19 protein-coding genes are annotated in these 26,895 nt (G+C 52.5%); all 19 read right to left on the reverse strand.

Annotation, left to right across the window (positions count from 1 at the left end):
- Positions 1 to 144: 144 nt before the first annotated feature.
- The 19 genes from era to addB all read right to left on the reverse strand — a co-directional run bounded on the left by era (position 145) and on the right by addB (position 26,885).
- Entirely contained in the window at positions 145 to 1,047 is a 903-nt protein-coding gene (era, locus tag BFJ94_RS10820; protein ID WP_120465190.1) for a GTPase Era, read from the reverse strand.
- A gap of 144 nt (positions 1,048 to 1,191) precedes the next feature.
- A complete protein-coding gene (locus tag BFJ94_RS10825; protein ID WP_120462682.1) occupies positions 1,192 to 1,563 on the reverse strand; it encodes a diacylglycerol kinase family protein in 372 nt (123 codons plus the stop codon).
- Positions 1,563 to 2,069 carry an rRNA maturation RNase YbeY gene (ybeY, locus tag BFJ94_RS10830; protein WP_120462683.1) on the reverse strand — a complete coding sequence of 169 codons (507 nt, stop codon included), beginning with the start codon at positions 2,067 to 2,069 and terminating at the stop codon, positions 1,563 to 1,565. Before ybeY ends, BFJ94_RS10825 begins: the two co-directional genes overlap by 1 nt.
- Positions 2,059 to 4,335 (reverse strand): HD family phosphohydrolase, encoded by a 2,277-nt coding sequence (locus BFJ94_RS10835; RefSeq protein WP_120462684.1) that lies wholly within the window; start codon positions 4,333 to 4,335, stop codon positions 2,059 to 2,061. The genes ybeY and BFJ94_RS10835 overlap by 11 nt, the downstream gene beginning before the upstream one ends.
- 18 nt (positions 4,336 to 4,353) lie before the next feature.
- Positions 4,354 to 5,325, reverse strand: a complete 972-nt coding sequence (locus BFJ94_RS10840; protein ID WP_120462685.1) for a PhoH family protein — start codon at positions 5,323 to 5,325, stop codon at positions 4,354 to 4,356.
- Between the two features lie 19 nt (positions 5,326 to 5,344).
- Complete coding sequence (gene yqfD / locus BFJ94_RS10845; RefSeq protein WP_120462686.1) at positions 5,345 to 6,514, reverse strand: sporulation protein YqfD; 1,170 nt, start codon at positions 6,512 to 6,514, stop codon at positions 5,345 to 5,347.
- A gap of 4 nt (positions 6,515 to 6,518) precedes the next feature.
- Positions 6,519 to 6,806, reverse strand: a complete 288-nt coding sequence (gene yqfC / locus BFJ94_RS10850) for a sporulation protein YqfC (protein ID WP_120462687.1) — start codon at positions 6,804 to 6,806, stop codon at positions 6,519 to 6,521.
- A 316-nt stretch (positions 6,807 to 7,122) separates the two neighbouring features.
- Positions 7,123 to 7,566 carry a GatB/YqeY domain-containing protein gene (locus BFJ94_RS10855; protein WP_120462688.1) on the reverse strand — a complete coding sequence of 148 codons (444 nt, stop codon included), beginning with the start codon at positions 7,564 to 7,566 and terminating at the stop codon, positions 7,123 to 7,125.
- Between the two features lie 15 nt (positions 7,567 to 7,581).
- Positions 7,582 to 7,755 (reverse strand): 30S ribosomal protein S21, encoded by a 174-nt coding sequence (gene rpsU, locus BFJ94_RS10860; protein WP_005547957.1) that lies wholly within the window; start codon positions 7,753 to 7,755, stop codon positions 7,582 to 7,584.
- 233 nt (positions 7,756 to 7,988) lie between these two features.
- Complete coding sequence (locus BFJ94_RS10865; RefSeq protein ID WP_120462689.1) at positions 7,989 to 8,354, reverse strand: histidine triad nucleotide-binding protein; 366 nt, start codon at positions 8,352 to 8,354, stop codon at positions 7,989 to 7,991.
- A 259-nt stretch (positions 8,355 to 8,613) separates the two neighbouring features.
- Positions 8,614 to 9,762, reverse strand: coding sequence for an ABC transporter permease (locus tag BFJ94_RS10870; protein ID WP_120462690.1), 1,149 nt, complete (start codon positions 9,760 to 9,762; stop codon positions 8,614 to 8,616).
- The gene (locus BFJ94_RS10875) at positions 9,763 to 10,896 is read right to left on the reverse strand and encodes an ABC transporter permease (protein ID WP_120462691.1); all 1,134 of its coding nucleotides are present in this window, start codon (positions 10,894 to 10,896) and stop codon (positions 9,763 to 9,765) included.
- Between the two features lie 43 nt (positions 10,897 to 10,939).
- Positions 10,940 to 11,875 (reverse strand): ABC transporter ATP-binding protein, encoded by a 936-nt coding sequence (locus BFJ94_RS10880; protein WP_120462692.1) that lies wholly within the window; start codon positions 11,873 to 11,875, stop codon positions 10,940 to 10,942.
- A gap of 225 nt (positions 11,876 to 12,100) precedes the next feature.
- A complete protein-coding gene (locus BFJ94_RS10885; RefSeq protein WP_120462693.1) occupies positions 12,101 to 13,234 on the reverse strand; it encodes a sensor histidine kinase in 1,134 nt (377 codons plus the stop codon).
- A 4-nt stretch (positions 13,235 to 13,238) separates the two neighbouring features.
- Entirely contained in the window at positions 13,239 to 13,883 is a 645-nt protein-coding gene (locus BFJ94_RS10890; protein WP_120462694.1) for a response regulator transcription factor, read from the reverse strand.
- Positions 13,884 to 14,432: 549 nt separating this feature from the next.
- A complete protein-coding gene (locus BFJ94_RS10895) occupies positions 14,433 to 17,891 on the reverse strand; it encodes an AAA family ATPase (protein WP_120462695.1) in 3,459 nt (1,152 codons plus the stop codon).
- A gap of 3 nt (positions 17,892 to 17,894) precedes the next feature.
- The gene (locus BFJ94_RS10900) at positions 17,895 to 19,073 is read right to left on the reverse strand and encodes an exonuclease SbcCD subunit D (RefSeq protein ID WP_120462696.1); all 1,179 of its coding nucleotides are present in this window, start codon (positions 19,071 to 19,073) and stop codon (positions 17,895 to 17,897) included.
- A gap of 250 nt (positions 19,074 to 19,323) precedes the next feature.
- Positions 19,324 to 23,355, reverse strand: a complete 4,032-nt coding sequence (addA, locus tag BFJ94_RS10905; protein ID WP_120462697.1) for a helicase-exonuclease AddAB subunit AddA — start codon at positions 23,353 to 23,355, stop codon at positions 19,324 to 19,326.
- Positions 23,352 to 26,885, reverse strand: coding sequence for a helicase-exonuclease AddAB subunit AddB (gene addB, locus BFJ94_RS10910; protein ID WP_120462698.1), 3,534 nt, complete (start codon positions 26,883 to 26,885; stop codon positions 23,352 to 23,354). The genes addA and addB overlap by 4 nt, the downstream gene beginning before the upstream one ends.
- Positions 26,886 to 26,895: the final 10 nt, after the last annotated feature.

The raw sequence follows: 26,895 nt of genomic DNA on the forward strand, positions 1-26,895 counted from the left end.
TATGGTGTTTCGTTAGAGTCGAAATGGCCTTGTTTTGGAGCAAATAGCGCTCTGTAGTTTCGTTAAAAGTACCGACGAGTAAACACAAGGGGCTGGCTTTCTAAATTTAGCCATCGGCCTCAAATCGAGAGCCTTAAAACCAGATCAGGCGTCTTTATGGAAGCCCAGATCCCTCAGAACCCGCTCCTGATTGCGCCAGTCCTTCTTCACTTTGACCCAGAGCTCCAGGAAAATCTTCGAGCCAAGCAGCCGCTCAATGTCCATTCTGGCTAATCTGCCCACTTCCTTCAACATCGCGCCTTGCTTACCGATAATGATACCCTTCTGAGAATCGCGCTCCACGAAAATAACTGCCCCTACGTAGACAACGCCATTATCCTGCACATACATATCTTCAATCATAACGGCGATTGAATGAGGAACTTCTTCCCGGGTCAGATGCAGGATTTTCTCACGAACCAGCTCCGCGATTACGAATTGCTCCGGATGATCGGTAATTTGATCTTCAGGATAATACTGCGGACCTTCCGGCAAATATTTGCCAACCTGCTCTAGCAGAGTATTTACATTATTGCCCTGCATCGCCGAGATCGGGACGATTTCTGCGAAATTATAGAGCTTGCTGTATTCTTCGATCAGCGGAAGCAGTTCCTCCGGCTGCACACGGTCGATCTTATTCAGCACCAGAATAACCGGCGTGGATACACTTTTGAGTTTCTCGATAATAAATCGGTCGCCCCCGCCAAGCCCTTCCGCTGCATCAATGAGGAATAGTACCGCCTCCACCTCGCCCAGCGTATTTAACGCAGTCGTGTTCATGAAGTCTCCAAGCTTCGATTGGCGTTTATGAATTCCCGGTGTATCCAGAAATACGACCTGCATTTCATCCGTCGTGTAGACCCCATGAATTTTGTTCCGCGTCGTCTGCGGTTTATCGGACATAATAGCGATCTTCTGGCCGATCACATGATTCATCAAAGTGGATTTACCTACGTTTGGACGGCCGATAATAGCTACGAATCCGGATTTAAATTTTGATTTTGACATATATGCAACCCTTTCATCCTTCTTGATCATGAAGAATACTCTTCAAGTCTTATATGATTAACCCCTACCTATTCCTATTTAAGTTGCCTCATTCTTCAATCCCCAATGCACAACAACAGCAGCAATCGCTCAACAAATCCAGGCTTATCCTAAAAATAAGTTCATCATCGGTTGATAGAATAGAAGAATAGCGACAATGACCGATATAATCGCTGCCACAAGCACCGCTGCCGCCGCAGCGTCCTTGGCGAACTTGGCCAGCTCATGCCAATCAGGGCTAATGAGATCAACGGCCTTCTCAATCGCTGTATTGAGCAGCTCCGCGCTGATAACAAGTGCGATCATAACAAGCAAGAGAGCGATATCCCTTGGCGGAAGCTGGAAAAACAACGCAGCCAGCATCACCAGGATGCCGGCCAGTAGATGAATGCGCAAATTGCGTTCAGTTCGCAAAGAATGGATAATCCCCTCGATCGCACAACGGAATACATCGCTCCATTTACGCATGGACTTCATTAGCGGATCAGCCCTACCTGCGCCAGAACGGCTTCCTGCTTGCCCATCATTTCCGCCTCGCTGGCTTCATCCTGATGGTCATAGCCAAGCAGATGCAGGAAGCCATGTACGAACAGGAAACCAATTTCCCGTTCCAGAGAATGACCATAGTCCTCACTCTGCAGCTTAGCCCGCTCCACGGAAATAATAATATCACCGAGTACATCGGTCAAACCACCGAGCTGTTCAGCTTCCTCGTCATCCTCCACTTCGTACACAATCTCCAGTTCATCATCCAAAGATTCCTGCATAGCGAAGGATAGCACGTCCGTCGGGCGATCGATTCCCCGATAGGTCCGGTTCAGCTCATGAATACTCTCATCGTCAACAAAAGTTAAGGCTACCTCTCCTTCTGTGACGCCTTCAGCTTCTCCTGCTTTTTGCAATAATGTATTCAATAAAGCGATCAATTCATCGCTAATTTCCAGCTTGTCCTGCTCGTTACTCCATTCTAAATTAAGCGCCATTTCCTTCCTGCCCCCTGTTATTCTCTTCATCCGCCTCTTTATTCTTCTTTATTTGCTCTGGATATTCGATCCGGGAATGGAAGATCCCCATCACCGTCTCTTTCAGTGTCTTGGCGATCACGTCAAGCTCACGCATCGTCAAATCGCACTCATTAAACTGGTGATCGTCCAGCCGACTCTTGATAATCTTCTCGATCATCGTCTCAACCTGCTCCACCGTCGGCTTACGAAGCGAACGTACCGCCGCCTCGACACTATCGGCAATTCCGACTACAGCCGCTTCCTTGGATTGAGCCTTCGGACCATGATAACGGAAGTCTTCTTCGGTGAAATCCGGCTTGATCCCTTGCTCCTCAGCCAAAGCCAATGCTTTGTGATAGAAATAATGCAGGCAAGTCGTCCCGTGATGCTGCTCGGCAATATCCCGAATCGGCTTGGGCAGCTTGTATTCCTTCAGCATTTCAACTCCATCCGTCGTATGAGCAATAATGATCGACTTGCTCAGCTTCGGATCGATGAAGTCATGCGGATTCTCCATATTGTTCTGATTCTCGATAAAATAGCTCGGACGCTTCGTCTTGCCGATATCATGATAGTAAGAGCCCACCCGGCAGAGAAGTCCGTTCGCGCCAATCGCCTCGGCAGCCGCTTCGGACAGATTGCCCACCATCACACTATGATGATAGGTTCCCGGCGTCTCAATCAGCAGCTTGCGCAGCAGAGGGTGGTTCGGGTTCGATAGCTCTACCAGCTTCAGCGCTGACAGAATGCCGAATGTCACCTCGAAGAACGGCATCAGCCCGATCACGAGGATCGTCGTCAGCAGGCCCCCAGCAACAGCGAAGCCGATCGTATATAGCGTGCTGGATTCCGTCCAGCCGTTATTGTCCAGCAGGATTAGTGTAAAGGCCGAGAAAGATCCGAACAGGCAGATCATGATGCCCGCTTTGAGCAGCGTTGAACGCTGACTGGCCCGGTGAATCGCGAATATAGCAGCAAAGGAAATCACGATGGTGAAAAATCCGAACCCAAAGTCGAAGATTTGCCCTTTATGCACATTCAGAATGACACTAGCCAGAACGCTGAACAGGATCGTACAGATATATGCAAGCTGTACATCCAGCAGCAATGTAATCAGCATCGCACCTACAGCAACAGGAGCAAGATACCCTACATAGATTCGCTGCTCATTCTGTAGAATAGCCGCTAAATGCAGTGAAATAATCGTAATCACGATAATCATCAGCAGCATAATAAACTGCGAATTGTTATATTTGAAGCGGCTGGCTCCTTCCGTCTGACGGATGTACATGATTAATCCTAATGCCAGTAAGGAAGACAGCATAACGAGCGCGAATTGCGGCCAATAATTGACCTCATTCTTGAGCAGGCCGTTCTTCTCAAGCAAGCTGTACATCTCTTCGGTGATCTTCTGGCCTTTGGCCACAAGCACATCGCCCTGCTTGATGAATACCGTCGGCGTATTCTCCCGCGCTTCTACCTTGGCGGTCTTGGTCGCCTCTTCATCATAGAATTTATTCGGCGTGATGACGAGACGGGCCAATTCCTGTACGACCTCGCGCGATACCCGCTTGCTCAAGGAGCTGGTGCTGACCATTTCAGCCACCTTCGCCCTGGCCGTCTGAGCATCAACGATCTGATCTGTCATCAGCCGCGACACGATATCCGCCGCCACCGGTTTCATTTCATTAATATCTTCAAGCGTCAAACGCGGAATCTTAATGAAAGTCTCTTCGGAAATATGGTATTGCTGCTCATTAATCCGTTCAGTAGCTTCCTGTAACAGCGTCGTCGTATACTCGGTCGAATTACGGTTATTCTTGATGAAGTTCTGGATATGATCCTTCACCCGTTGAGGCAATTCATCACGATAGATCTTCGTCTTCTCCTCAGTAGATACCTGATCATCCTGATTCAGCCTGACGATCCGATCCAGAATCTGCCCGATAAGAACCTCATTGCGCAGCGGCAGGATCGTATAGACTTGTCCCACCTTCTCCGCTGCTTCTTCCTGAGCCTTCAGCGTCGCCTTGGTATCGGGAATTTCCATCGGAGCCAGAATCTCTTTGTCGCTTGGTAAGCCGACCACAATATCATAGGTTTCCGGCAATAGCTTGGACGCCATGCTCACATACAGGATAACAATCAGCAATACATACAAAATATAGCGCACGGACGCGCTATATCTCCATCCAGCTGTTTTTGATTGAAACTTGATCTTTTTTTGCAGTTCATTTGAGGTCATAGAGACAGCCCTCCTATACTAGGCCTGATTTTCAGTAGCGCGGTCATAAGCGACAATGATCTTCTGAACAAGGGAATGCCGTACGACATCAGATTCTACAAAATCAACAAAGCCGATCTCTTCAATATTTTGCAAAATAGATCTTGCCTCAATCAACCCGGACTTCTTCCCTCTCGGCAGGTCGATCTGTGTCACATCCCCTGTGATCACCATCTTCGAGCCAAATCCGAGCCGGGTCAGGAACATCTTCATCTGCTCAGGCGTCGTGTTCTGAGCCTCGTCCAGGATGATAAAGGAATCATCCAGCGTCCGGCCACGCATATAAGCCAGCGGAGCGATTTCGATCAACCCCCGCTCCAATGCCTTGGCCGTCTGATCCGGTCCCATGACGTCATACAGCGCATCATACAGCGGACGTAAATAAGGGTCTACCTTCTCCTGCAGATCTCCCGGCAGAAAGCCCAGATTCTCTCCAGCCTCCACCGCCGGACGAGTGAGAATAATACGCTTAACGGATCCTTCCTTCAGCGCTGCGATAGCTAATACGACGGCAAGATAAGTTTTGCCTGTCCCGGCCGGGCCGATCCCGAACACAATATCATTCTTCTTAATCGTCGTGACATAATGCTTCTGTCCGATCGTCTTGACCCGGATCGGCTTCCCTCGGAAGGTCACGGCAATTTCACCTTTATATAAATCAAGCAATTGATCAGCTCTGAAATCCTGCGCCAGATCAATCGCATAAAGAACATCTCTTTCGGTCAATATATATCCATTACGTACTAGTTCGAGCAATACTTCAAATAACTGCTCAAGCCGCTCTACATCGCCATGCTGACCACGAACAGAGATTTCCGATTCTCTCAGGACGATGCTGGCTTCGAAGTTCTTCTCAATCAGCTTCAGGAATACGTCTTGGGGTCCGAATAATGATAATCCCTCAGACGCGTTTTGAAGCGCTATTTTGGCACTGACAAGTTGTTCTGACAAATTAGCCTCATTCTCCTTGCTATTGTACGATTGGTAGTTCTTTTACTATATCCTGATCTACTTCAAAATGCACTTTCATATAAACTTTACCATTCTCAGACTTCTCATGCAAAATTTTTTGCGATAATATCGTACTATTTGTCCCATACTTGTTCATAATATCTCGTTTTGCCGCCTCTATCCCCTCATTTTTTGCTTTTTCCTCCGAAATTGTCATTTCGATGTATGTCGTCTCCAGGATCTTCTCACTCATCCAGCCGATCGGCAGCTTGAAGCTTCTCCAGGTAAGCGGGTCCAGTGTCGTCATCGTGTGAGATTTCTCGAAAGGAACCTTACCGTATCCCGTAATTTGAATCGCCGTCTTGCCAAAATATAAATAACCGCGCTCCTTCTTATCTCCGGTATATACCTTCTGCTTGCGCAGCAGCGGAGCCTCGATATTGTACTCATGCCATACAATCCCTCTGACCTCTCCCTTGGCTACGATCCTCTGGCCCCCCTGTTCGCCGGAGATGAGAATCTGTCCCCTGCGGACGCGGTCATTCTTCTTTACCTGGGGCTGCCCTCTTTCCGCATAAATCCTCGTCACCACCGCATCCGAGGTACTGATAAAATGGCGCGGATTCATCAACTCCTGCTCCTTCGGCTTCGTCGCCTCCACGATCTGAATCGTAATCTTCGTCCCCGTCCGCGAAACCCCGACCCAGGATATGCCTGGCAGCTTCCGCGCCAGATCTTTGGAGAGCTCGTCCTGCTTAGGCAAGCGATGTATCCATTGGAACGGAAATAGCCCCTCGCTGCGTGCCGCTATTAGCACATCCTCCTTAGGAATCTTCACATTCCCCTCCACTTCAATATCCCATACTAAAGAGGATAGAGCGATGACCGCAGCGAAGAACAAGGCGAAGCCGAGCGCGAACCATTTGCGCTTCCATAATCTAGCCAGCATAAAGGGCAAGCCCGATCTGCGCTTCACGCTGAGACGGCAGCCTGTCCGCTTTAACAGCGGACGTAATTTGAAGAAATCCGCTAATTGGATATTCATTTCCACAGTCCCGTTCGGAAGCGGCTTCACATCCCATACCTGCATTCCTTGCTGGGTCAACTCATTCACCAATAATTCAATCGACTTACCGCGGACAACTATCGTTACAGCGCCGCGCAATTGGGCAAAGACGGGTGATTTCACAGCGTTACTCCTCCGTTCCGCGATATTTGATGCCTTCGATCTTTCCTTCAATGACGATTTCCTGCGGTAAAATTTCCTTTATGACAAGTCCGCTCCCCTCGACCTCAAGAGAACCTTGGCTTAACTCCAATTGAAGCTGTTCCGGAGAGAAGAACACTACCCCGCGATGATTCTCTATATATAGCTGCTTACCTCCGATCAAGGTGAGCCTGGGCAAATTAAAAACAAGATCTCCTGGCAAGTCGAGTGCATCGACCGTCCATTTGCGAAATTTGCGGACAAACCGGCTCATATGAGGCAATCCTCCTTCCCCTACTGTACAAAATATGCGCGGAGGCCCTGATTTATGAAAACAGCAAAAAATCCATTCTTGAGGTTGAGAAGCGGTGAAGCTGTGACAAGCTATTGGATCATTTCATTGATAACGCGAAACTAGCTGCTGCCTACTGCCTGAATTTAACTTAAACAGGGGATCGTTATTTCGGAAAAAAAACGCCGAATGGCGAATTTTTACTCAAATAGCGATATATAGCGATATGGAGTTTCGTTAGAACTCTGGAGACAGAAAAAACACCTTCTACATCGTAGAAGGTGTTTACCTCTATCAGCTATTGCAGAAACTGTTGCACTGCCTGATTAATAAGCTTACCGTCAGCCCGGCCTTTGACCTTGGGCATAAGTGTGCTCATCACTTTCCCAATATCAGCTTTTGAAGAAGCACCGGTTTCCTGGATGGTCTGCTGTACAATGACTTTAATTTCTTCTTCAGTTAACTGTTTGGGAAGATATTCGGCAATGATCTCGACTTCCGCTCTGGCATTCGCGGCAAGATCTTCGCGTCCCGCTTTTTCAAATTCTTGGAGGGCATCTTTGCGCTGTTTGATCTCACGACTAAGGATATCAAGCACTTCATTATCTTCCAAAGTTCTTTTCAAATCTATCTCAAGATTCTTCATTGCAGAACGTACCATTCGTATGGTGGAGAGTTTGAGCTTGTCTTGACTCTTCATCGCTTGCTTCATATCTTCGTTCAATCGCTCGCTAAGATTCATGGTAGCTAATTCCTCCTAAAACTTTCTCTTACGAGCAGCCTCGGACTTTTTCTTGCGCTTTACGCTTGGCTTTTCATAATGCTTGCGTTTCTTCACCTCAGCCAATACGCCATCTTTAGCAATGGAACGTTTAAAGCGACGAAGTGCAGCATCAATTGTCTCGTTTTTGCGAACTTTAGTTTCAGACACCAGTTTTCCCTCCCTCCGACCAGACCGTCCAAGAGCATAACAACACGGTTCATCAAGCTACATTATAGGGGAAAAATAAAGAAGGTGTCAACCTGACACCTTTGTTTTCCTACTTAATATTTATTACTTTCTTACAAATAAACAGCTTATGCCTTGTTGCATAAAGCACCGTTTACCTGCTCTGCGCCCCTAATTTCAGGCGGTTTCAGGCATCTGCCAATTGCCAAGAACCGTCAAATCGCGTGCGAATCCGAAGATTCTACCAAGGCTCCCAGTTTCGTTCCACCGATCAGATGGTAGTGAATATGGTATACAGCTTGACCGCTATCCGGACCGCAGTTATTGATCAGTCTGTAGCCTGTCTCAGCGATGCCGAGCTCCTTGGCTACTTTCTGGGCGACACGGTGCAATTCACCGAGCATAGCAAAATCTTCCTCGCCAACATCATTCATCGTCGCGATATGTTTCTTCGGAATAATGAGCACATGGACCGGCGCCGCAGGCTGAATATCCTGGAACACCAGGAATGTATCGTCTTCATACACTTTTTTGGAAGGAATCTTCCCTTCAGCAATACCACAGAATAAACAATTTTCCATCTTGAATCCCCCTTACAATAATAGCTAATCGATCCCCTTAATCATACCGAACCTAGCGAAAAAAGACAAAAAAAAGAAGCACCCTGCCCTACTCCATTGAGAAGGCGATTCTACGGACGTATTGGAATCAAAAATAAGCATTCCTGCCACCAATACGTCCGCCGGGGTGCATCTATAAGATGTCGGCTAACTGTAGTATAACAGCCGCTTGAAGCTGTATCTGTGATCTACATCACGTTTTGAACATTCCTTTAAAATTTTATGCGAAGCTCCTCGTATCGTTCATCCGCTTGAATTTATAAGTGGCCAGCAGGAATAAGACGACGACAAAGGAACTCAGCACTAATATATTAAATCCTATATCCTCCAGACTTGCGCCTTCTTGCAATTGTCCGATCGTCTGCAGCAGCCAGTGCTGTGGCATGAAATCAGCGATACGCCGCAGGAATGATGGCATAATATCAACCGGGAAGAAGCAGCCTGCCAGCATACAGCTCGGAGTCACGATCAGATTCTGCAGAGCCCCTGACATCCCGCTGCTTTTGGAGAAAGCTACGATCACCAGGGATACGCCTACGGAAACAAGGGCGAACAAGGCCAGTAAACCAATGAGTTGAAGCAGTGAAATTCCCATATCCATCTTGAACACATATCTGATACAGATCACGGTGAAGGCGATTTGCACCAGCATAACGATAAAATTAGCAATGATATTCGAAATTACATAGGTTCGAGAACTGATTGGCGAAGACATCACTCTGAAATAAGTACGGTCCTCTCTTCCTACTATGATTAACTCGGACAGATTGACCGCCGACATCATCATGAACATGATCAGAAATCCGATCGACTGATTGGACATGGCTACCATAACAGAGGTATCGTTCACCGATGACGTAGTCAGTTCGAAATCGATATTCTGATATTCATCGTACAATTGCTTGAATTTGGCCGAATCACCCGCTGCGATTTTTCCCATTACGCTAAAATTATCAATATAGTTATACAGCATGGCCTTGACATATGCTGTCACCTCAGCGCCCTTCAAGGACTGAATAACGATGTGACCTGGCTCGCCGGCTAACACACTGTCCGAATAGCCCTTCTCCAGAATGAGGCCGCTATCAAGCTTACCTGCCGCGAGCTGCTGCTGCAGCTCTGCCTTCGTCACACCCACAACCTCTACCTGATCCAGACTTTCAAGGAAAGAGACGGTATTAGCCGCCATCTCCATTCCATCCTCATTCACGACACCGACATGCAAGCCTCCCTGACCATGCCCTGAATATAACAGTAGAGAGAACAGAACACCTGCCAGGGGCAAACCGAGATAGATGAGCAGATTACTGCGCTTGCGAAAGTTCGTCCGTAGCGATGTAATGACCAGCCAGTAAATATCCTTCACCATTTATAGCCCCTCCTTACGTCTCATTATCAATGCCGCTATAGTCAGCATCACGGCAGCAAGCCCGATATTAACCGTAAATACCGGCCAGGCCTCCCAGATTTCATTCCTGTAGACGATACCGGTTAGCGCTGAATTCGTCCAGTGAACTGGTGATAACCCGACAATAAACTTGAGCAGCCTGGTCATTTCGATCCCTGCTTCCTCGAACGGGAAATAAGCGCCGCCAAATACAGCCCCAAGCTGTGTAATGATGAGTAGTATCGCACGGCTCGCCGCCTCTTGGAAGATGTAGCTAACCGCCAGCCCCAGGCTGACCGCCATAATGACCTGAGACAAGAGCAGGAGGATGACGACCGACAGATGATCGCCCCAGTATGCGCCGAAAGCGTATTTACTGAAAAAAATAATGATTACCACACACAGCATATTTACAACGAGATTGCCAAGTACCTTCCCGGCGAAAATTTCTCCTTTATTAATCGGGGCCGATACGAGCCTATAGGCTGTTCCTTGCCTGATCTCAGTGGTGATCAATTGCCCCGCCGACATAGCTCCCCACAGGGCAACCACCGCCGTCATAGCCAGCGCGTAATAGTCTATCGCCCCCGGCTTGCGATTAGGTATTAACGAGGTCTCCTGAATATAGTTATGATCTGTTGAACCGGAGGTCAGGACCTCCATTTGGTCCGGTTGCAGCATCGCGATCGTGCTCCCAACCTTGAATTTCTCTGCAAAGGCCGTTAGCGTCCCCTGCAGAATTTGATGCTCCAGTTTAATGAAATTACTGCTATATAACAGAATCCCATTTCCCGTCAGCTCCACATAATCGGCATATTTACCTTTTCTGACCTCTTCCTTGCCATCTACACCTGGCTTCAGTTCCTCGAACAGAATGCCGGATTTGGATACTTCAGCGGAGAAGACGGAGAAGCCTTCGGACAGCGCCTTATTCTCCCCTGTATCCTTCATCAGCACATGAATTTTATCGATCGTCTGGGTGCTCTCAAAGGCATTCCCTAGCGCAAATCCCAAGATCATCATCAGCACAATTGGAAAAGCGAGCATAAATATGAGCGTCCAACGGTCACGCAGATCCTGCAACAGCTCTTTACATGCAATGCGTAAAATATTCATCGATCTTCCCTTCCTCCGTTCATTAGCTTCACCTGTTCCATCCTTAATCGCGGAGCGTCCGTCCGGTCAGCGTCAGAAAGACCGTCTCCAGATTCGGCTCCTGCTCTTCAACGGAACGGATATCTGCATCCTGATCGATCAATGCCTTCAGAATCAAACCGAGATTATCCACTTCCAGATCGCAAAAAATACGGATCGTCTGCTCCTTCATATCAACGTTTCTTACCCCCGGAATACCTCGCAATATACCTAGCAGATTATCGCTGCCCTTCTTCAATTCGATACGAATCTCTTTCACATCCGTAATTGTAGCCACCAGTTGCTCCTTCGTCCCCTCGGCGATGATCTTGCCATGGTCGATAATAGCCAGCCGGCTGCATATCTCTTCGACCTCTTCCATATAGTGACTTGTATAGATAATGGTACAGCCCATCTCATTCAGCTTCCGTACGGAGTTCAGAATATAATTGCGGGAATGCGGATCGATCCCGACCGTCGGCTCATCCATAATGATCAGCTTCGGACGATGGGCGATGGCGCAGGCGATGTTCAAACGACGCTTCATCCCGCCGGAGAAATTCTTCGGATAGCCCTTCATTTTATCCTCCAGTCCGACGAATTTGAGCGCTTCCTCTGTCCTCTCTCTTAGCTCCGCTCCACGAAGTCCATATAATCCGGTGAAGAAGCTGACATTCTCATAAGCGGTCATATCCTTATAGATCGCCAAATCCTGAGGCACGATCCCCAGATTCATTTTGGTAAATCGGCTATGCTTCGCAATATCCCGGTCCAGGATGCGAATATCCCCGCTGCTGGGCCGCAGCAAGGAAGCGATCAGGTTAATCGTCGTACTTTTTCCTGCCCCGTTCGCTCCGAGGAATCCGAAGATCTCCCCCTCCCGAACCGTCAGCGACATATTGTCCACCGCGATGAATTCGCCGAATTTTTTGGTCAATTCACGAATTTCCAGTACATTCATTCAAGACACGCTCCATTTCGATTTATGGATTTCCATTCGTCTTTGGTAAGCTTATTGTAGAAAAAAAGGACGCCCCTATGTCAGTGCATAAGTTCATCCTTTGGGTATTAGAAATTTCATGTTTTATGTAGTCGTTGAAGTTATCCGCTATTGAAAACTACTGAGCAGGCGTATTCTTTTAGAAGAGTATGAATTCAGGGATGAAATTTCTCATGCTCCTCACATTTAGTCTTGTGGAGTCTCTCCCGTTATCGGAATTAGGGTCGTTACGCTGAAGCCCTTGGCTCCGTCTGCAATGATCGTACCATTCACCGCTGCCGTCCGCTCCTCCATCCCGATCAATCCCAGCCCCTTCACAATCTTATCTTTGCCCCGCCCATTATCATGGACCACCGCTTTAATCATTTTACCCAGCACCCGAATCTCGACATGAACGATCGTCGCCTCCGCATACTTCGCCGTGTTCGTAAGAGCTTCAGTAACATTCTCGTGAATGATCTTCCAATGCAGTGGTGTAATCAGTTCCAAATCGCCACTATGGACGACTGATGTAACGAGACCGGACTGGCTGCCGAACGCCTCTACCAATGTCTTCAAACGCTGGATTCCTAATTGCTGCAGCGTAGGTTTCATATTTTTCAGAGTATGCCGGATTTGCTCGATCGCCTCTTTGGAGATACCGATGGCATTCTGCAGCAATTGCTCCGCCGAGGCCGGTTCGGCATGCAGCACACGCTTAGCTGCTTCCATCTGAATAAGCGATCCTGTCATGGAGTGGCCCACTCCATCGTGAATTTCCTGGGATAGGCGGTTACGCTCCTCCAACTTATAGGTATATTCCGATACGCGGATGAATTCCTCATTCTCGTGCAGCTTCCTGCGCAGCTGGTCCTGGGAATGACGCAACTGGTCCAATTGCTCCTCCTGCTTATTCACCTTCGTACAGAGCCTGCCGAGAAGCAAGTAATTAAAAAGGCTGAGCAGCACGATCAGACCATACTGCAGCAGCAAGGTTACCCCATCTGACTTATGCACAACCCATAATGGCAACAATAGCAATAGTAGATATCCCCGCCGCCTTCGCCCTTGATCCGCTGCCAATTCGAAAATATTAAACGGGAGCAGCAAAATAAAGCTGGGGCCGATATAAATCGAACATACCAGTAAATAAGCGATGGTGAGCCAGATTAAGAACTGTCTGATATAACGGCTTCTAATAATTTGAATTACTAGATTCACAGCAACATAGACGAGAAAATAGAATATCAACCACCTTGAAGGCTGATCAATCGTGAAATATGTCAAGGCAACGACGAATAGTAACACGACCAGCTTATTGCCTATATTCCATTGCTCCATATCCTTAGCGAGTCCTTCCCGTCAAATAATAGATAGCGATTTGCGTCCGATGCTCAAGTCCGGTTTTGTTCAACAGAGAAGTGATATAATTGGCGACCGTTCCTTCGGAAATAAATAGCTCCTTCGATATTTCCTTATTGGACAGCCCTTTGGCGATGCCAGCCATCACGTCCAGCTCCCGTTCCGTGAACAGGCTGACATCGATCGGCGGCTTATTCACAGGCGGCGTAGGGTCGCCGAGACTTAGCTTCAATTTATCGAGCACTACATTTTGCAGCACATTATGACCATGATAAATGCTTCTGATCGCATCGCGGATCCGCTCCGGATCGTTATTTTTCAATAGATATCCCTTGGCTCCGAAGCGGATCGCATCATTGATATATTCATCATCATCGAAGGTGGTCAGGATCAGCGGCTTCGTCTCCGTCGCTTCCGTCAACAGCCGCGTGGCCTCTACCCCATTCATCCGGGGCATGCGGATATCCAGCAGCGCTACATCCACTTCATGCGTCTTACAGAACTCTACCGCCTGAGTTCCATCCTCCACCGTAGCTACGACTTCGAACTCATCGAAGGAATTCAATATAATGCGCATGCCCTCTCTAATGAATGAATTATCGTCAGCGACCAACACTTTAATTTTCATACATCCGCCCCTTCCCATCTTCTATGTAAATTGAACTCTTATAAAAAGCGGTAAACGAGAGGCCCCGTGGCTCTTACTCTTACTAGAAGAGCCCTGCAAGCCTCAAGCTGTTGGAGCTCTAACGAAACACCGTATCGTTATTTGGGCAATAATGAGGGGAATGGGAATCTAACGAAACACCAGATCGCTATTTTGGTCAAAACGAAGGTTTAAGACAGAAAATTGCCCTAATAGCGATATCCAGTTTCGTTAGATTTTAAATCACCCTTTTTGGACGTAAATAGCGATGCCTAGTTTCGTTACAAATGAGGGCGATGGTGCGACATCGCCTGCATAATTGCAGAACATACATCTAATCTTCCGAATTATGGGGAAACCGCCCCTTTAGTTGCATTCTCTACACTTCATATCATCGAATCCTACAAGACCGGATGACTTCGTAACTCTAAGTGTAAGTTTTACAATTAATCGAGTGCAAGGAGCGATTACCTCTTATTTAGTTGTACTTTATACAATTAGATTAGTCGATGGGATGGTCACGTCCTGTCGCTACATGCGTTCAAAGACGACCTTGGAGCCTTCCCCGCCATTCTCTGCAGGGATCACGACCAGCTTGCGCACCAGTCGCGCCCGCAGCTCGGCAACATGGGTAATAATGCCGACCGACAGATGGTCATGATGAAGATGCTCCAGGGATGTAATTACCGTATCCAGTAATTCAGGATCGAGGGTCCCAAATCCTTCATCCAGGAAGAAGAATTGCAGCGGATACTTGCCGCGAAGCTGGATTTGCGCCGACAGCGCCAAGGCCAGAGCAAGCGAGGTGAGAAATGTCTCACCGCCGGACAGCGTAGCGACCGGACGCTTGACCCCGCCGTTCGCATCATCACAGATCACAAAGCCTCCGCCGGAATCCGTCTCCAGGGAATAGCGCTGCTTCGTCAAGGAACGCAGGCGCTGGGAAGCGGCATGGCTGACGTTCATCAATTGCTCCTCTGCGACGTATTCTACGAAGGCGTTGCCGCGAAGCGCCGACTGCAGCTTGCTCATCAAGCCGGCCTGATGCTCAAGCTTGGCCCGCTTCGTCTCAAGCTCCTGCCAGCGCACATGCCGTGTGGCCAAATCCTCCAAATCCCGCTCCGCACGGGCCTTCCCTTGCAACGCAGCCTCATCCAGCTCCTTGGCCGTCGATAGAGCCAGCTGGCAAGTCTCCCATTCGGCCTGGCTCACGATTCGGCCATTAAGCTTGGCATCGAGCTCCTGCAAACGGAGCTCATGCTCGCGCTGCCGCTCCCTATGCTCCTTAATCTGCTGCGCCATCGCTTCCGTCTGCTCCCGGGCGAGCAGCGCTTCCGCAGCCTCCGCTTCGCTGGCAAAAGGCGACTCCGCCAGCTCTTGGGCACAGCGCGTCCCCCAATATTGCTCCTGCTCCCGGGCTGAGGCGGCCGCCTGGGTGGCTGAAGCCGCCTGAGTAGCCGCTTCATTGCTGCGAGCCGCTGTCTCCGACTGTATGCGGCGAGTGTCTTCAGCCGTCTGACGCAGCCTGTTCAGTGAGCTCTCTGCTTCAAGCAGCAGCACTTCTACCTGCCCTTCCCCGATCCAGGCTGTTAGACGCGCCCGCTTCTCCTGCAGCAAGGCTTGCTTCCCCTGCTCCTGCGTCTCCCACTGTAGCAGCTGCTTGTCCAGCTCGACAGACTCCTGTGTTAATACGGCAATCCGGGCAGTCCTCTCCTCGATAAAAGGAACACTGGCTGCCAATCTCTGCTTAATATCATCGGCCTGGCGTTCCTTCGCCTGCATTTGCTCATGAGCCGCGCCAACCGAATCCAGCGACAACTCGACATAAGTCTTCTGCCAGGATGTCAGCTTACCGCTTAATTCCTCGTGCATAGCGGCATGCCGGGCGCTCGATTGCTCCAGCAATCCGATAGCGGCAGCCGATTCGGATTGTGCCGAGCTATGCTGTGGCAGCAAGGCCGTAAGATCAGCCTTGGCCTTCCGGGCATCACGCTGCAGCTGCTGCAATTGCGAGCGTAGAAGCCCCTGCTGCGCCTCTAATTCGGCGATAGACTCTTGGAGGTCACTTGGCTCCAGCCCCCTGCCTGACGCAGCAGATGGCGACTGTCCATCCGCAGACGACTCTTGGGAAGCCGCCGTCTCAATCCGGCCTGAGGCCGGCGACTCTTCCAACAGATTCTCCAGCTCGCTCTCCCCTGCGCCAAGCAGTTCAAGCAAGCTGGTTCCAGCCGCAATATCCCGTGACAGCTCGAATTGAAGCTCCTTGATCTGCACGAGCAGCGCGGTGACCTGCGCCAGCTCATGTTCCGCATTCGCCGCATGCTCTTCTTCCGCCATGCCGATTCCAGGATGATGCTCCGATCCGCATACAGGACAAGGCGAGCCCTGCTGCAATTGCTCGGCCAGACGGCGCGACCAGATATGTAGCTCCCGCTCCTTCAACGATCCCTTCAGCCTGGCCTCGGATTCTATCAACTGCTGCTGATAGAGATGGGCCGCTGCGCTTAAATGCTGCACTTGCCGCAGCTGCTCCAGCGCTTCTCCGGCCAGCTCCTGACAGCCTTTCTCGATCAGTTGCTTCGCCCGAACCAGCTCCTGCAAGCGAAGCGCCGCTTGCTCCGCGCTGGCCCGGAATTTCCGCTCTTCTTCCGCAGCCGCCGCTTGCTGCTGTCGCAATCTAGCGATCTCCTGCCCGCTATGGAACGCGGCTTGAAGGCGCGCCCGCTCGTCCAGGCTGACCTCGCAGCCTGCCCGCTGCTGCTCCAGCTCACGCTGGCGCTGCTGCGCCTTGGCAAGAACCTGCTCTTCCTTAGCCTGTTCTTGCCCCAATCGCTCCCGCTGGCGCTGCGCGTCCTCTCGCTGCTCCTGGAGCCGCTTCAGCTCGGCGAGCAGCGCATCGCACTCCGCCTGCAGCAGCTTGGCCTGCTCCAGCTCGCTTATGCGCAGCAGCAGCGCAGGCTCCTTCGCGGCAAGCGCCAGCCTTGCCGCTTCTGCGGCCTCCGCCGCCCGGCCGGCGGCCTGGGCCGCTTCCGCTGCCGCCCGCTCCGCGCTGGCAGCGCCCTGCTCCCGCGCAGCCGCCTGCTGCTGCGTCTCTTTCCAGGCGGCCAGCGTCGGCCGGAGCGCCTCAGCGGCTGCGGCCCGGGCCAGATCGGCCTCCAGCTTCGCGATGGCCGCATCCCCTGCGCGCAGCTCCGCCAGCTGTGCCGCCCGCAGGCTGCGCTCCTCGCTGAGCTCGCGCTGCCTGGACAGCTCGGCCGCCTGCTGCTGCGCTGCAGCCAGTGCTTCCCGCCGCTGCGCAGCAAGCTCAGCGGCCTGCTGTAAGGCGCTCTCAGCCTGCTTCAGCGCCTCCTCAGAGGCGTTGCCGAGCCCCTGCTGCTCCGCCTCCAGCTGTTTGAGCGCCTGCTCCGTCTCCTTGACCTTGCGGCTGAGTTTCTGCACCAGCAAATCCCCATACTGCTCCAGATGGAACAGGCGCTGCAGCATTTGACGGCGCTCCGCTCCTTTGAGCGACAGGAACTCGGCGAATTTCCCCTGCGGCAGCACGACAGCCCGCGTGAAATCATCCATTTTCAATCCGATCTTCTCTTCAACAGTACGGGTGACATCCGCCAACTTGTCGGCGAGCACCACGTCGCCTTCCTCGCGGATTTCCACGAAGCGGCTGAGCGTATTGCTGATGGACAGCTCATTCTGCCGTTTGAAGCGCCGCTCTACCCTGTACCGTTCAATCCCCTGGGCCGAAGCCAGCTCGAATGTGAACGAGACGAATAGCGCGTCCTCAGCCTGGTTCATAATCCCCTGCGTACCGCCGGAAGCGCGGCCTACCTTCCCGTACATCGCCAGATTGATCGCATCCAGAATCGTCGATTTTCCGCTGCCCGTCGGGCCAAAAATACCGAACAGCCCCGTTTCACACAGCTCGGTAAAATCAATCTCCTGCATCTCGCGATAGCTCTGCAGCCCGGCCAATTTCAATGTGATTGGCTTCATCCTCTATTCCACCTCCTCGCTGTCCTGCTGCTCGTCCTCGGCGACGAGCGACATGAATAGTTCAACCAGTTCCGTCTCCGGCTCAGCTCCACCGCTCTGCCGCTGGTAGAAGCGGCGGAACAGTTCATCCACCGGCATCCCGGCGCGCGAGAAGGCCTGCTCTTCCTGATCCCGACCAGGATATACCGGGCGAATATGAATAATCCCTTCATGCGCCTTGCGCAGCGCCTGAATCTCGCCCATGGACATCGCCTCCGTCAGGCTGATCTCCAGATCGATGAAAGCATTCGCATCCCGGCCTTCATCTAACCAGCGCTGCACCTCCTCCAGTCCGCCGCGGCAACCCCAGCGCACCAACGGCTTGCCGCTCGTCAAATACAGCTCGCTAGTCTGCGGCTGCCCACCCGGGACAATATCGAGCAGCATGACCGATTTGGCCTGTCCTGCTTCCGAGAAGCTGTAGGCCAGCGGCGAGCCGCTGTAGCGCATCATGCTGGCGGCCTTAACCGCCTGTGGACGATGCAGGTGCCCGAGCGCCGTGTACTGGGCTCCGACTTCAAGAGCGGACGGGTCTACCGTATAAGCCCCGCCGACCTGAATCGGCCGCTCGGAATCGCTCTCCAGCCCCCCGAGCACGTAAATATGGCTCATCGCCAAATTGACAGTATCCGCACGGAAGGCTCCGGCCAACTGCTTCATCAAGCGCCCTACCTTGGCGCTGTATGCAAGGCGCAGCTCTGCTTCGTCGCTCTCCCCGGCCAATAGCTCGGACAGGCGGGATTCCGAAGGGTAAGGCAGAGCGGCGATCGAAGCAATCTCTCCCGTACGCGGCACCTGCACCTTAACCGCTTCAGCGGCTGGCAAGCCTACCAAGCTGATTCCCCGCCGTGACACCAGCGGAGCCACAGCCGCGATCCGCTCCGGCTGATCATGATTGCCAGCGATGACCACGAGCTGCCTCCCCTTCTCAGACAGCCGGGCAGCCGCATCATAGAACAGCGACTCCGCTGCGGCAGGCGGATTGACGCTATCATAGACATCGCCTGCCATCAGGATGACATCGACCTGCTCCTCCTCCGAAATCGCCACCAGCTCATCCAGGAATTGCTCCTGCTCCGGCAGACGGCTCCTCCCTTCGAGCGTACGGCCCAAATGCCAATCACCCGTATGCAAAATGCGCACTCTTCTTCTCTCCCTTCCAACTCTATTACTCTAAATCGCTCTAACGAAACTGGAGCACGCTATCCCCCTTAGAAAAGGACTATTTTCATGCTAACTAAACTCCATATCGTTACCTCGATGAAAACATCGCCCTTTCTAGCCTTTGAAGCCTAATAGCGATGCCCTGTTTCGTTAGATCTTATGGAAGCCTCTTTTGGCTCAATAAACGATACCAGGTTTCGTTAGCAATAAGCGCCAGCACTTACCGCATTCATAGCCTAACAGCATCGCCGCTATCGATGAAATATAGCCACTTCTCGGCGATGGGGACACCTGTAATATCTTCGATCGCCTTCGCATATAGTTCCAGCTGGAAACGGTAGGATTCAGCCAAGGCCTTCACGCCGCCGCGATGCTCCAGCACCCGGTCACTCTTGTAATCCAGCAAATACTGCTTGCCGTCTACGAAGAATAAACAGTCGACCACCCCTTGGATCAACACTGTCTCTCCATCCAAGCCAGGAATCGCTCGTCCCCCGTTAGTGCCCACGGCCAGAGATAGACTCATCGCACTATCAGGAACTGCTGTTTCTCTCGAATCTACCGCTATAGCAGAATCCGCTGCCCGATCACTACCTTTAACCGCCGCAGTATACTGCCCCTCTAACGGGGCCAGTGTCGGGAAGGCCTCTGCCGCCGATAGGCCGTAGCTGAACGGCAGCTCACGCTTGACCCACTCGGCGCGGTCGAGCAATTGCCCTACCGGGCTATTCCAGAACTCGGCGATGCGCGCGGGATCGATGGCCGCAGCCTGCTCCTTCGTCATAATCTGCCGCTCGATCAGTGATTCTAACAGCTCGGCCACTAGCGCCTCATCGCTGCCTCTATCAAAAGGCAGATGCTGCATAACCATATGATAGGCCGTACCGCGCTCCGTCGGCGTCAATCTGGCCTGCTCCATGAAGCGAGGTCTGCGCAAATGCAATGTAAGCTCTAACTGCTCTGCACTCTGATTCAACTCCTGCTTCAGCGCGGTCTCCGCGAATAAATTGGCGGCGGCTTCCTCTACATGATGCATCGTCTTCATCTCGGTCACCGAGGTCTTGGCCGCGAGGTGCGTAGCTCCGCTATGCGGATACATCCAGTTCAGCCGCTCTGCGGTCAAACGGTCAAGCTCACTCTGCCCCTCTGCGCCTGCACCTTCAACGCCCGCCAGCAGGCTTAAGCCGGTCTCTTCCACGGCTTCTCCCAGCCCGGTCGCGGCTGCCTCGGCCTGCCCTGGCGCAGCGACCTCCTGTGCGCTTACCAGCCTGATCGTCCAGGCGGATGCATCGTCAGTCAGCGCAGCGCTCACCGTATCCGGCAAGCCACCGAATTGGCGCAGCTCTGCCGCCGCTGGATGACGGATCAAGCCCGGGCCGATCCAATCGAGATAGCAGCGGCCGCGTACGAGCACGTAATCCGGCAATCTCTCAGCCTGCACCTCAAGCACCCCGCCCCAATTCTGGACGGACTTGGCCAGATCTTTGACCGTGGAGACGAGAATCAGCTTCTCCTTCGGCCGCGTCAGAGCTACGTAGAGCACCCGCATCTCCTCCGCGAGCAGCTCCATCTGCGCCCGGCGGCGGATCGCCAGATTGGGCAGAGTCGGATAGCTAACCCTAAGCTCACTGTCCACGAACTTGGGGCCGAAGCCCATCTCTTTATGAATCAGGAACGGGGCGTTCAAATCCTGACGGTTGAACTGCCGCGACAGCCCCGCCACGAAGACAACCGGAAACTCCAGCCCCTTGCTCTTATGAATCGTCATAATCCTGACGGCATCTTCCTGCCCTTCGTTAGAGGCCGCTGCCCCCAAATCTCCCCCATTATCCTTCAGTCGCTGAATATAGCGCAGGAAGCGGAACAAGCCTCTCGACGAGGTAGCCGACTCATACTGCATAGCCCGGTCATAGAGGGCCCGCAGGTTCGCCTGTCGCTGCGTGCCTCCCGGCAGACCGCCTACCCAGTCGAGATAACCGGTATCGCGGTAAATCCCCCAGATCAGCTCGCTAAGCTCGCCTTCCCTTGCCCGATCACGCCAACCCCTGAGCTGCCCCAGGAAACGCTGCAGCTTAGCCGCAAGCTCAGTCCGTCCCTCAGTGGAAGTTGCCGTCTCCGGATTGTCTATATCTCCGTTCTCGTGCTCCCCTTGCACAGCCGCTCGCAAGACAGCTTCATAGAAATGACCGCGCTCTGCCGCCAGGCGGATCTCCGCAAGTTCCTCTTCGGAGAAACCGTATAATGGCGAGCGAAGGACAGCAGCGAGTGGAATATCCTGCAGGGGATTGTCGATGACCTGGAGCAGCGACAGCATCGTGTCTACCTCAGAAGCCTGGAAGTACCCCTGGCTTAGCTCCGCCACAGCCGGGATACCTTCCCGCCGCAATTCCTCGATCATGACAGGCGCCCAGGACAGCGCCGATCTGAGCAGAATCGTCATATCCCGGAAGCCTGCCGGACGCATCGCCTTCGTCTGCTTGTCATAGATCTGCAGCGGCGGCTGTCCGCCTTCTCCCAGCAGCTTGCGAATCCGTCCCGCGATCGCCCGTGCCTCCAGTTGTACCGCCTCCAGCTCGATAAGCTCCTCCGCCTCGCCGCCATCCGCAGCTTCAGCCGTATCGTGCTCCGCAGCAGCGGAGTTATCCTTACTGCGGTCAATCAACAGCAGCTCGGGATGATACTCATCTCCGCGATGATCCGGGAATCCTTCTCCATATACAAGCTCTGCCCGCGTATCATAGTCGATCTCCATCGCGTTCTCACTCATCGTCTGTCTGAACAGCATATTGACCGCATCGACCACCTCTTGACGACTACGGAAATTGCGGGCCAGATCGATCCTAAGCCCCGACTCGCCGATTTCATCGCCATAGCTGCGATACTTCTGCAGGAACAGCCCCGGCTCCGCGAGCCGGAATCTGTATATACTCTGCTTCACATCACCGACCATGAAGCGGTTGCCAGGCTCCGTCCTAGCAATCAAGGAAATGATATCCTCCTGCACTGTGTTCGTATCTTGGTATTCATCCAGCAGTACCTCATCGTATTGCGCCTGATACTCCAGGGCCGCCGCCGAAGGCAGTAAATTGCCCGGGCTTGAATCTGGATGCCGCAATATCTGTAGACAGTAATGCTCCAGATCAGCAAAATCTAGCCAGCCCCTGGCCGTCTTCTCCGTACGGTAACGGGCTGCGAACTCAGCGATCAAGTCCGCAAGCTCCTTCATCAATGGAGCCGATTGATGCAACTCATTCAAATAAGCATCGGCTGTACGCCCGAATAACTGGGTCTGCAGCTCGCTGACCAGCTTCTTGGCTTCCTCGCGCAATGCTTTTGCTCTCTCCTGAAGCAGTGGATCGGTCTGATCCTTCTTACAGGGCTTCAGCTTGCCGAAGCTGACCGTCTGGAAAACATCATACAGCTCCGACCACGGACGCTCCTGCACCGCAGTCAATAAATGCCCGATAACGTCCAGATCCTCGCTAAAGGTCAGCGCATAAGGCTGCGGACCGCCCGGCGCCTCAGCGATGGAACGAGCCTGGCGGAGCAAATCCGCCGCCCCGGCCAAGGCCAGCTCCGTATCGCGGATAATGCTCTTCACCCACAGGCTGTCCTCCAGCGTAGCGAGGTCCGGCGCAGTGAAGGCTTCCGCTGCCTGGCTCAGCCAATGCTCCGGCCAGGAATGGCTCTGCGCGAAATTGTACAGCTTCAACACGAGCGAGAAGACAGCATCATCACTCCGTTCACCGCCGAACCAGTCGACCAGGCCTAAGAAGCGGTTCCCTTCCTCCGCCGAAGCATATTTGTCTTCGAACAGTTGCTCCAGCACCTCCTGTCTGAGCAGGGCCGTCTCGCTCTCCGAAGCGATCCGGAAGCCCGGATCGAGCGGAATTAAGGTATAGTAACGCTGGATCACCTCCATACAGAAGGAATGAAGCGTCGTAATCGAGGCTCGGCCAAGCATAGCCAGCTGCCGGGTCAAATGCTCATTGCCCGGGTCCTGCGCCAGCTCCTTCTCCAGTGCCTCGCGAATCCGCCCCCTCATCTCCGAAGCTGCCGCTTTCGTAAATGTGGCGACGAGCAGACGATCCACATCCAGTGGATGCTCGCGCGAGGACAGCTTGCGGATAATCCGCTCGACCAGAACCGCCGTCTTGCCTGAACCGGCTGCCGCCGCGACGAGAATATCCCCGCCGGTCAGCGTTATAGCCCGCCACTGATCATCGCTCCAGAAGCTTCCTTGCGGCTTCGGTATCATCATTTTCGCTCATCCTTTCCATCCAACTCATCGAACAGCTCCCAAATCTCATTCTTGCCAGGCTTACTCAGCAGCTGATAGCCGCCACTCTGCTCCTGATCACTCTCAAATCTGCACACCGACCGATACGCGCAAAAGGTACAGGCCGTCTCCGTCCCCAGCCGATAAGGAGCGATATCTACATTCCCATCGGTAATCCGCGTGCCGATATCCGCTATAATCCGGCGCACGGAACCAAGCAGCGCTTGCCACTGCTCTAATGTCGCCACCGCAGCACTGCTATAGAAGCCGCCATCCGCCTTCACCGCAACCGGCAAAATATCGGAATATCCCTTCTCCAGCTCATTATCCATCTTGGAAATGACTTCCCGGTCGGCGAGCAGCAGGCCTTTCATTTTGAATCGCTTCAGCATTTCAAGCTGCGCCTGGTCTGCACTCATTCCGTTGCTGCTCTGCAGGAGGGGGTTGTGTACGTGAAAATACAGCGTGCCCGCCGGCAACGCAGGACGTCCGAGCCAAGCCTCAGCCGAAGATAGGAGCACATCAAGATAAGTCAGCATCTGCAGCGACAGGCCATAATAAACCTCATGCAGCCTTAGATCAGTCTGACTCGATTTATAATCGATCACGCGCAGCAGCAGGCCCTGATCGCTCTCCGCCATATCCACCCGATCGATTCTGCCCACGATCTCCATGATACAGCCGTTAGGCAATTCAAACGTCAGCGGTGGCAAGGTACGCCCCGGTCCGAAGTCCATTTCCAATCCAATCGGTTCAAAGCTGCCGCGGCGCGATTGCTCTCCCAGAATAACCGAGGCTCGTCCAACGATATTCTTCAGCTTGCGCGTGATATACCCGTAACGATGCGAGCTGAGCAGAATCTCACCCTGCAGTTTCGGCGCGAGCTTGTCTACCGCCGACTCCGCTTCATGCAGACATTCCTCCGTCGTCAGGCTTCCCCAGCTCCGGCCCTGATCCTTAAAGCTGACCGCCATCATGCTTAATGCGGCGTGAAATAGCTGGCCGATATCCGGCGCCTGTAGACGGTAGATCTGCCTTTCCCTCAGTTTCAGGCCGTAGGCCGCAAAATGCGAGAATGGACAGGCCGAGAATTTCTCCATTCTCGACACACTGGTGCGCAGTCTTTTGCCATATAGCTTATAACTAGTCGCAGCAGTAAGGGTGCTCGCGCGATTCCGATAGTTCAGAGAGTCTAGCAAAAACCTCGTATTGTCCTTCCACTCTGGCTGCGCTTGATACCAATCGAGCACATGCCACCAGATCGGCGAGATCTCATAACCCGATTTCCAAGATCTTAGCTGGGTGATCAGATTCGTCAAAGTAGGCAGAGGCCGAGTCACATGCTCAAGCTGATGACTCAGCGGCTCGCTGCCATTTAGAGCTCCGCTCAAATACTCTTCACGAAGATGCGGGAAGATCCTCTTCACCTGGCGAATCAGCTCCGATGGAAGCAGGGTCTTGCCCTCTTCATCCGCAGCAGGGTAGCTTAGCCATAAGGTATGACTGGCAGCCGTAATCGCACCATAGATCAGAAATCGCTCGTCCAGCAGTCTGCGCGTCATTCCCGGGGCGAGCTGTAGCCCGAGCTCACTCAGCCGCTCCCGCTCCTGATCGCTAATTACCCCTTCCTCCTGCAAATTTGACGGCATAACCCCTTCATTAATGCCGAGCAGGAAGGCGTGCTTGACATGGCTTGTACGAGTTCGATCCGTGCTTCCGACCAGCACCTGATCCAGGGCAGGCGGAACCATACCGAGCTTCAAATCCTTAAGCCCCGTCTCTAAAATACCAGCGAACAGCTCCGGCTCCAGCGTCTCATCGCCCATCATCTCCACGATCTGGTCGAGTAATCCCAATACAGCATCCCAGAGCTGACGATGCTCCATCGCCTGCTGCGGATCGCCTTGGCGAAGCGCGGAGTGCGCCATATAATCGAGTCGCTGTGGTACTTCTATCTGCTCTAGCAGATGATAAACCGCCGCGCACATCTCACGGACGTTTTCCGAGCGTTTCATTCTTTTCTCAAAAGCAGACAATGGTGTACTGACGAGGCTCCTACATTGCTCCAGACGATGGAGCTTCTTGCTATCCGATGCTTTCAAACCATCGCTACTCTGTTCCGGTTCCAGTGACAGGCTCGGAGCATTCTTCCACGGACGTCCATCATACCAGCGATACCCCTGGATTCCACTGGCCAGCACATAGTTCTCCAGAATGTCCATATCCTCCCGGGTGATGCTTCCGTCCAACGGCAGCAGGAACTCGCTCTTTACGCAGCGGAACACATCCTCATAGCGCCAGAACCGCAAAATAACATCCAGCGCACCGCGAATGAACTCCATCAGTGGGTGATGGAGGATACCTGCTTTTTTATCCATAAAGAAGGGGATCTCATAATCGGCAAATACCGGACGGATTACATGCTCATAATCTTGTAAATTGCGTACAAAAATAGCCATATCCCGCCAACGCGCACCCTCATCTCTGGCCAATCGCACCATCTCACGCGCTGCGCCCTCCACCTCGGCCAATCTATTAGCCGCTCCCTGGAGCCGTAGTGACTGATCGATGTCCTTGGGGGCTGATTCCTGCGGCCACGGTATGCGCCGTTCATAGGCATACTCAAGATAGGAGAGCGTCTCGCTGTGCTTAAATCTGGGATAAGGTCTGGTATCGAGCCGCACGGTATCCTTGATCTCTATGCCTGCCGTCAGCGCCAATTCGCGAAGCTTCATATATGTAACCGCCGTCGGATAGAACAAATTCAGATCATGCGGAGGCAAGCCTTCGTCATAAGCCCGATCCAGGGTTAACGCGACAGTGACCTGAGCCGCCGTCTCCATCAGCGCCTTCAAAGCCAAATATTCCTGCGGGGTAAAGGTCTGGAATCCATCGATCCAAATGCTCGCTCCCTGCAGATAGGACGAATCCTTAGCCCCTTCTGCAAGCTTGAATACATGATCCTCGGCATCGATATATAGCTTGGACAGCTCGGCATCGAATTCATGGAATAGAATACTGAAATCACTCAGCTTATCTCTGAGCAGTGATGAAGTTCTGGAGGAAGTCTCCAGTAAACCTATATATTCATCCAGGCGGGAGAAATCAGCATTATGCTTCTTCAACTCTGTATAGAAATCATTCATGCGCTCGATAAGACCGAGCTGATCCGCTGATTTCCCGAACAGCTTGAGATCGTCCTGATGCCGTCTGACGATTTTATAGAGCAGCATTTTCTTGCCTTCCTCACTGATCGGCACGACCGCCGATCCCCCGGTCTCCTGCATCACCCGCAAGGCCAGACGGCGAAAGCCGAGAACCTGAGAGCGTAATGTGCCCTTGATGCCCGGTGTGTTCAGAATCGCCTGCTCGATCTGGAAGGTCCCCTGTTCAGGCGCAAGCAGAATAAGCGGCGGCCCCATCGGATTCTTCCGCAGCTCGGTTGTGATCGAATCCAGAATCATGCTGCTCTTGCCGCTGCCTGACCGGCCGATAATGAATTGAAGTGACATAAAATTCCTC

This window comes from Paenibacillus aceti (assembly GCF_003614185.1).
Taxonomy (GTDB): domain Bacteria; phylum Bacillota; class Bacilli; order Paenibacillales; family Paenibacillaceae; genus Fontibacillus; species Fontibacillus aceti.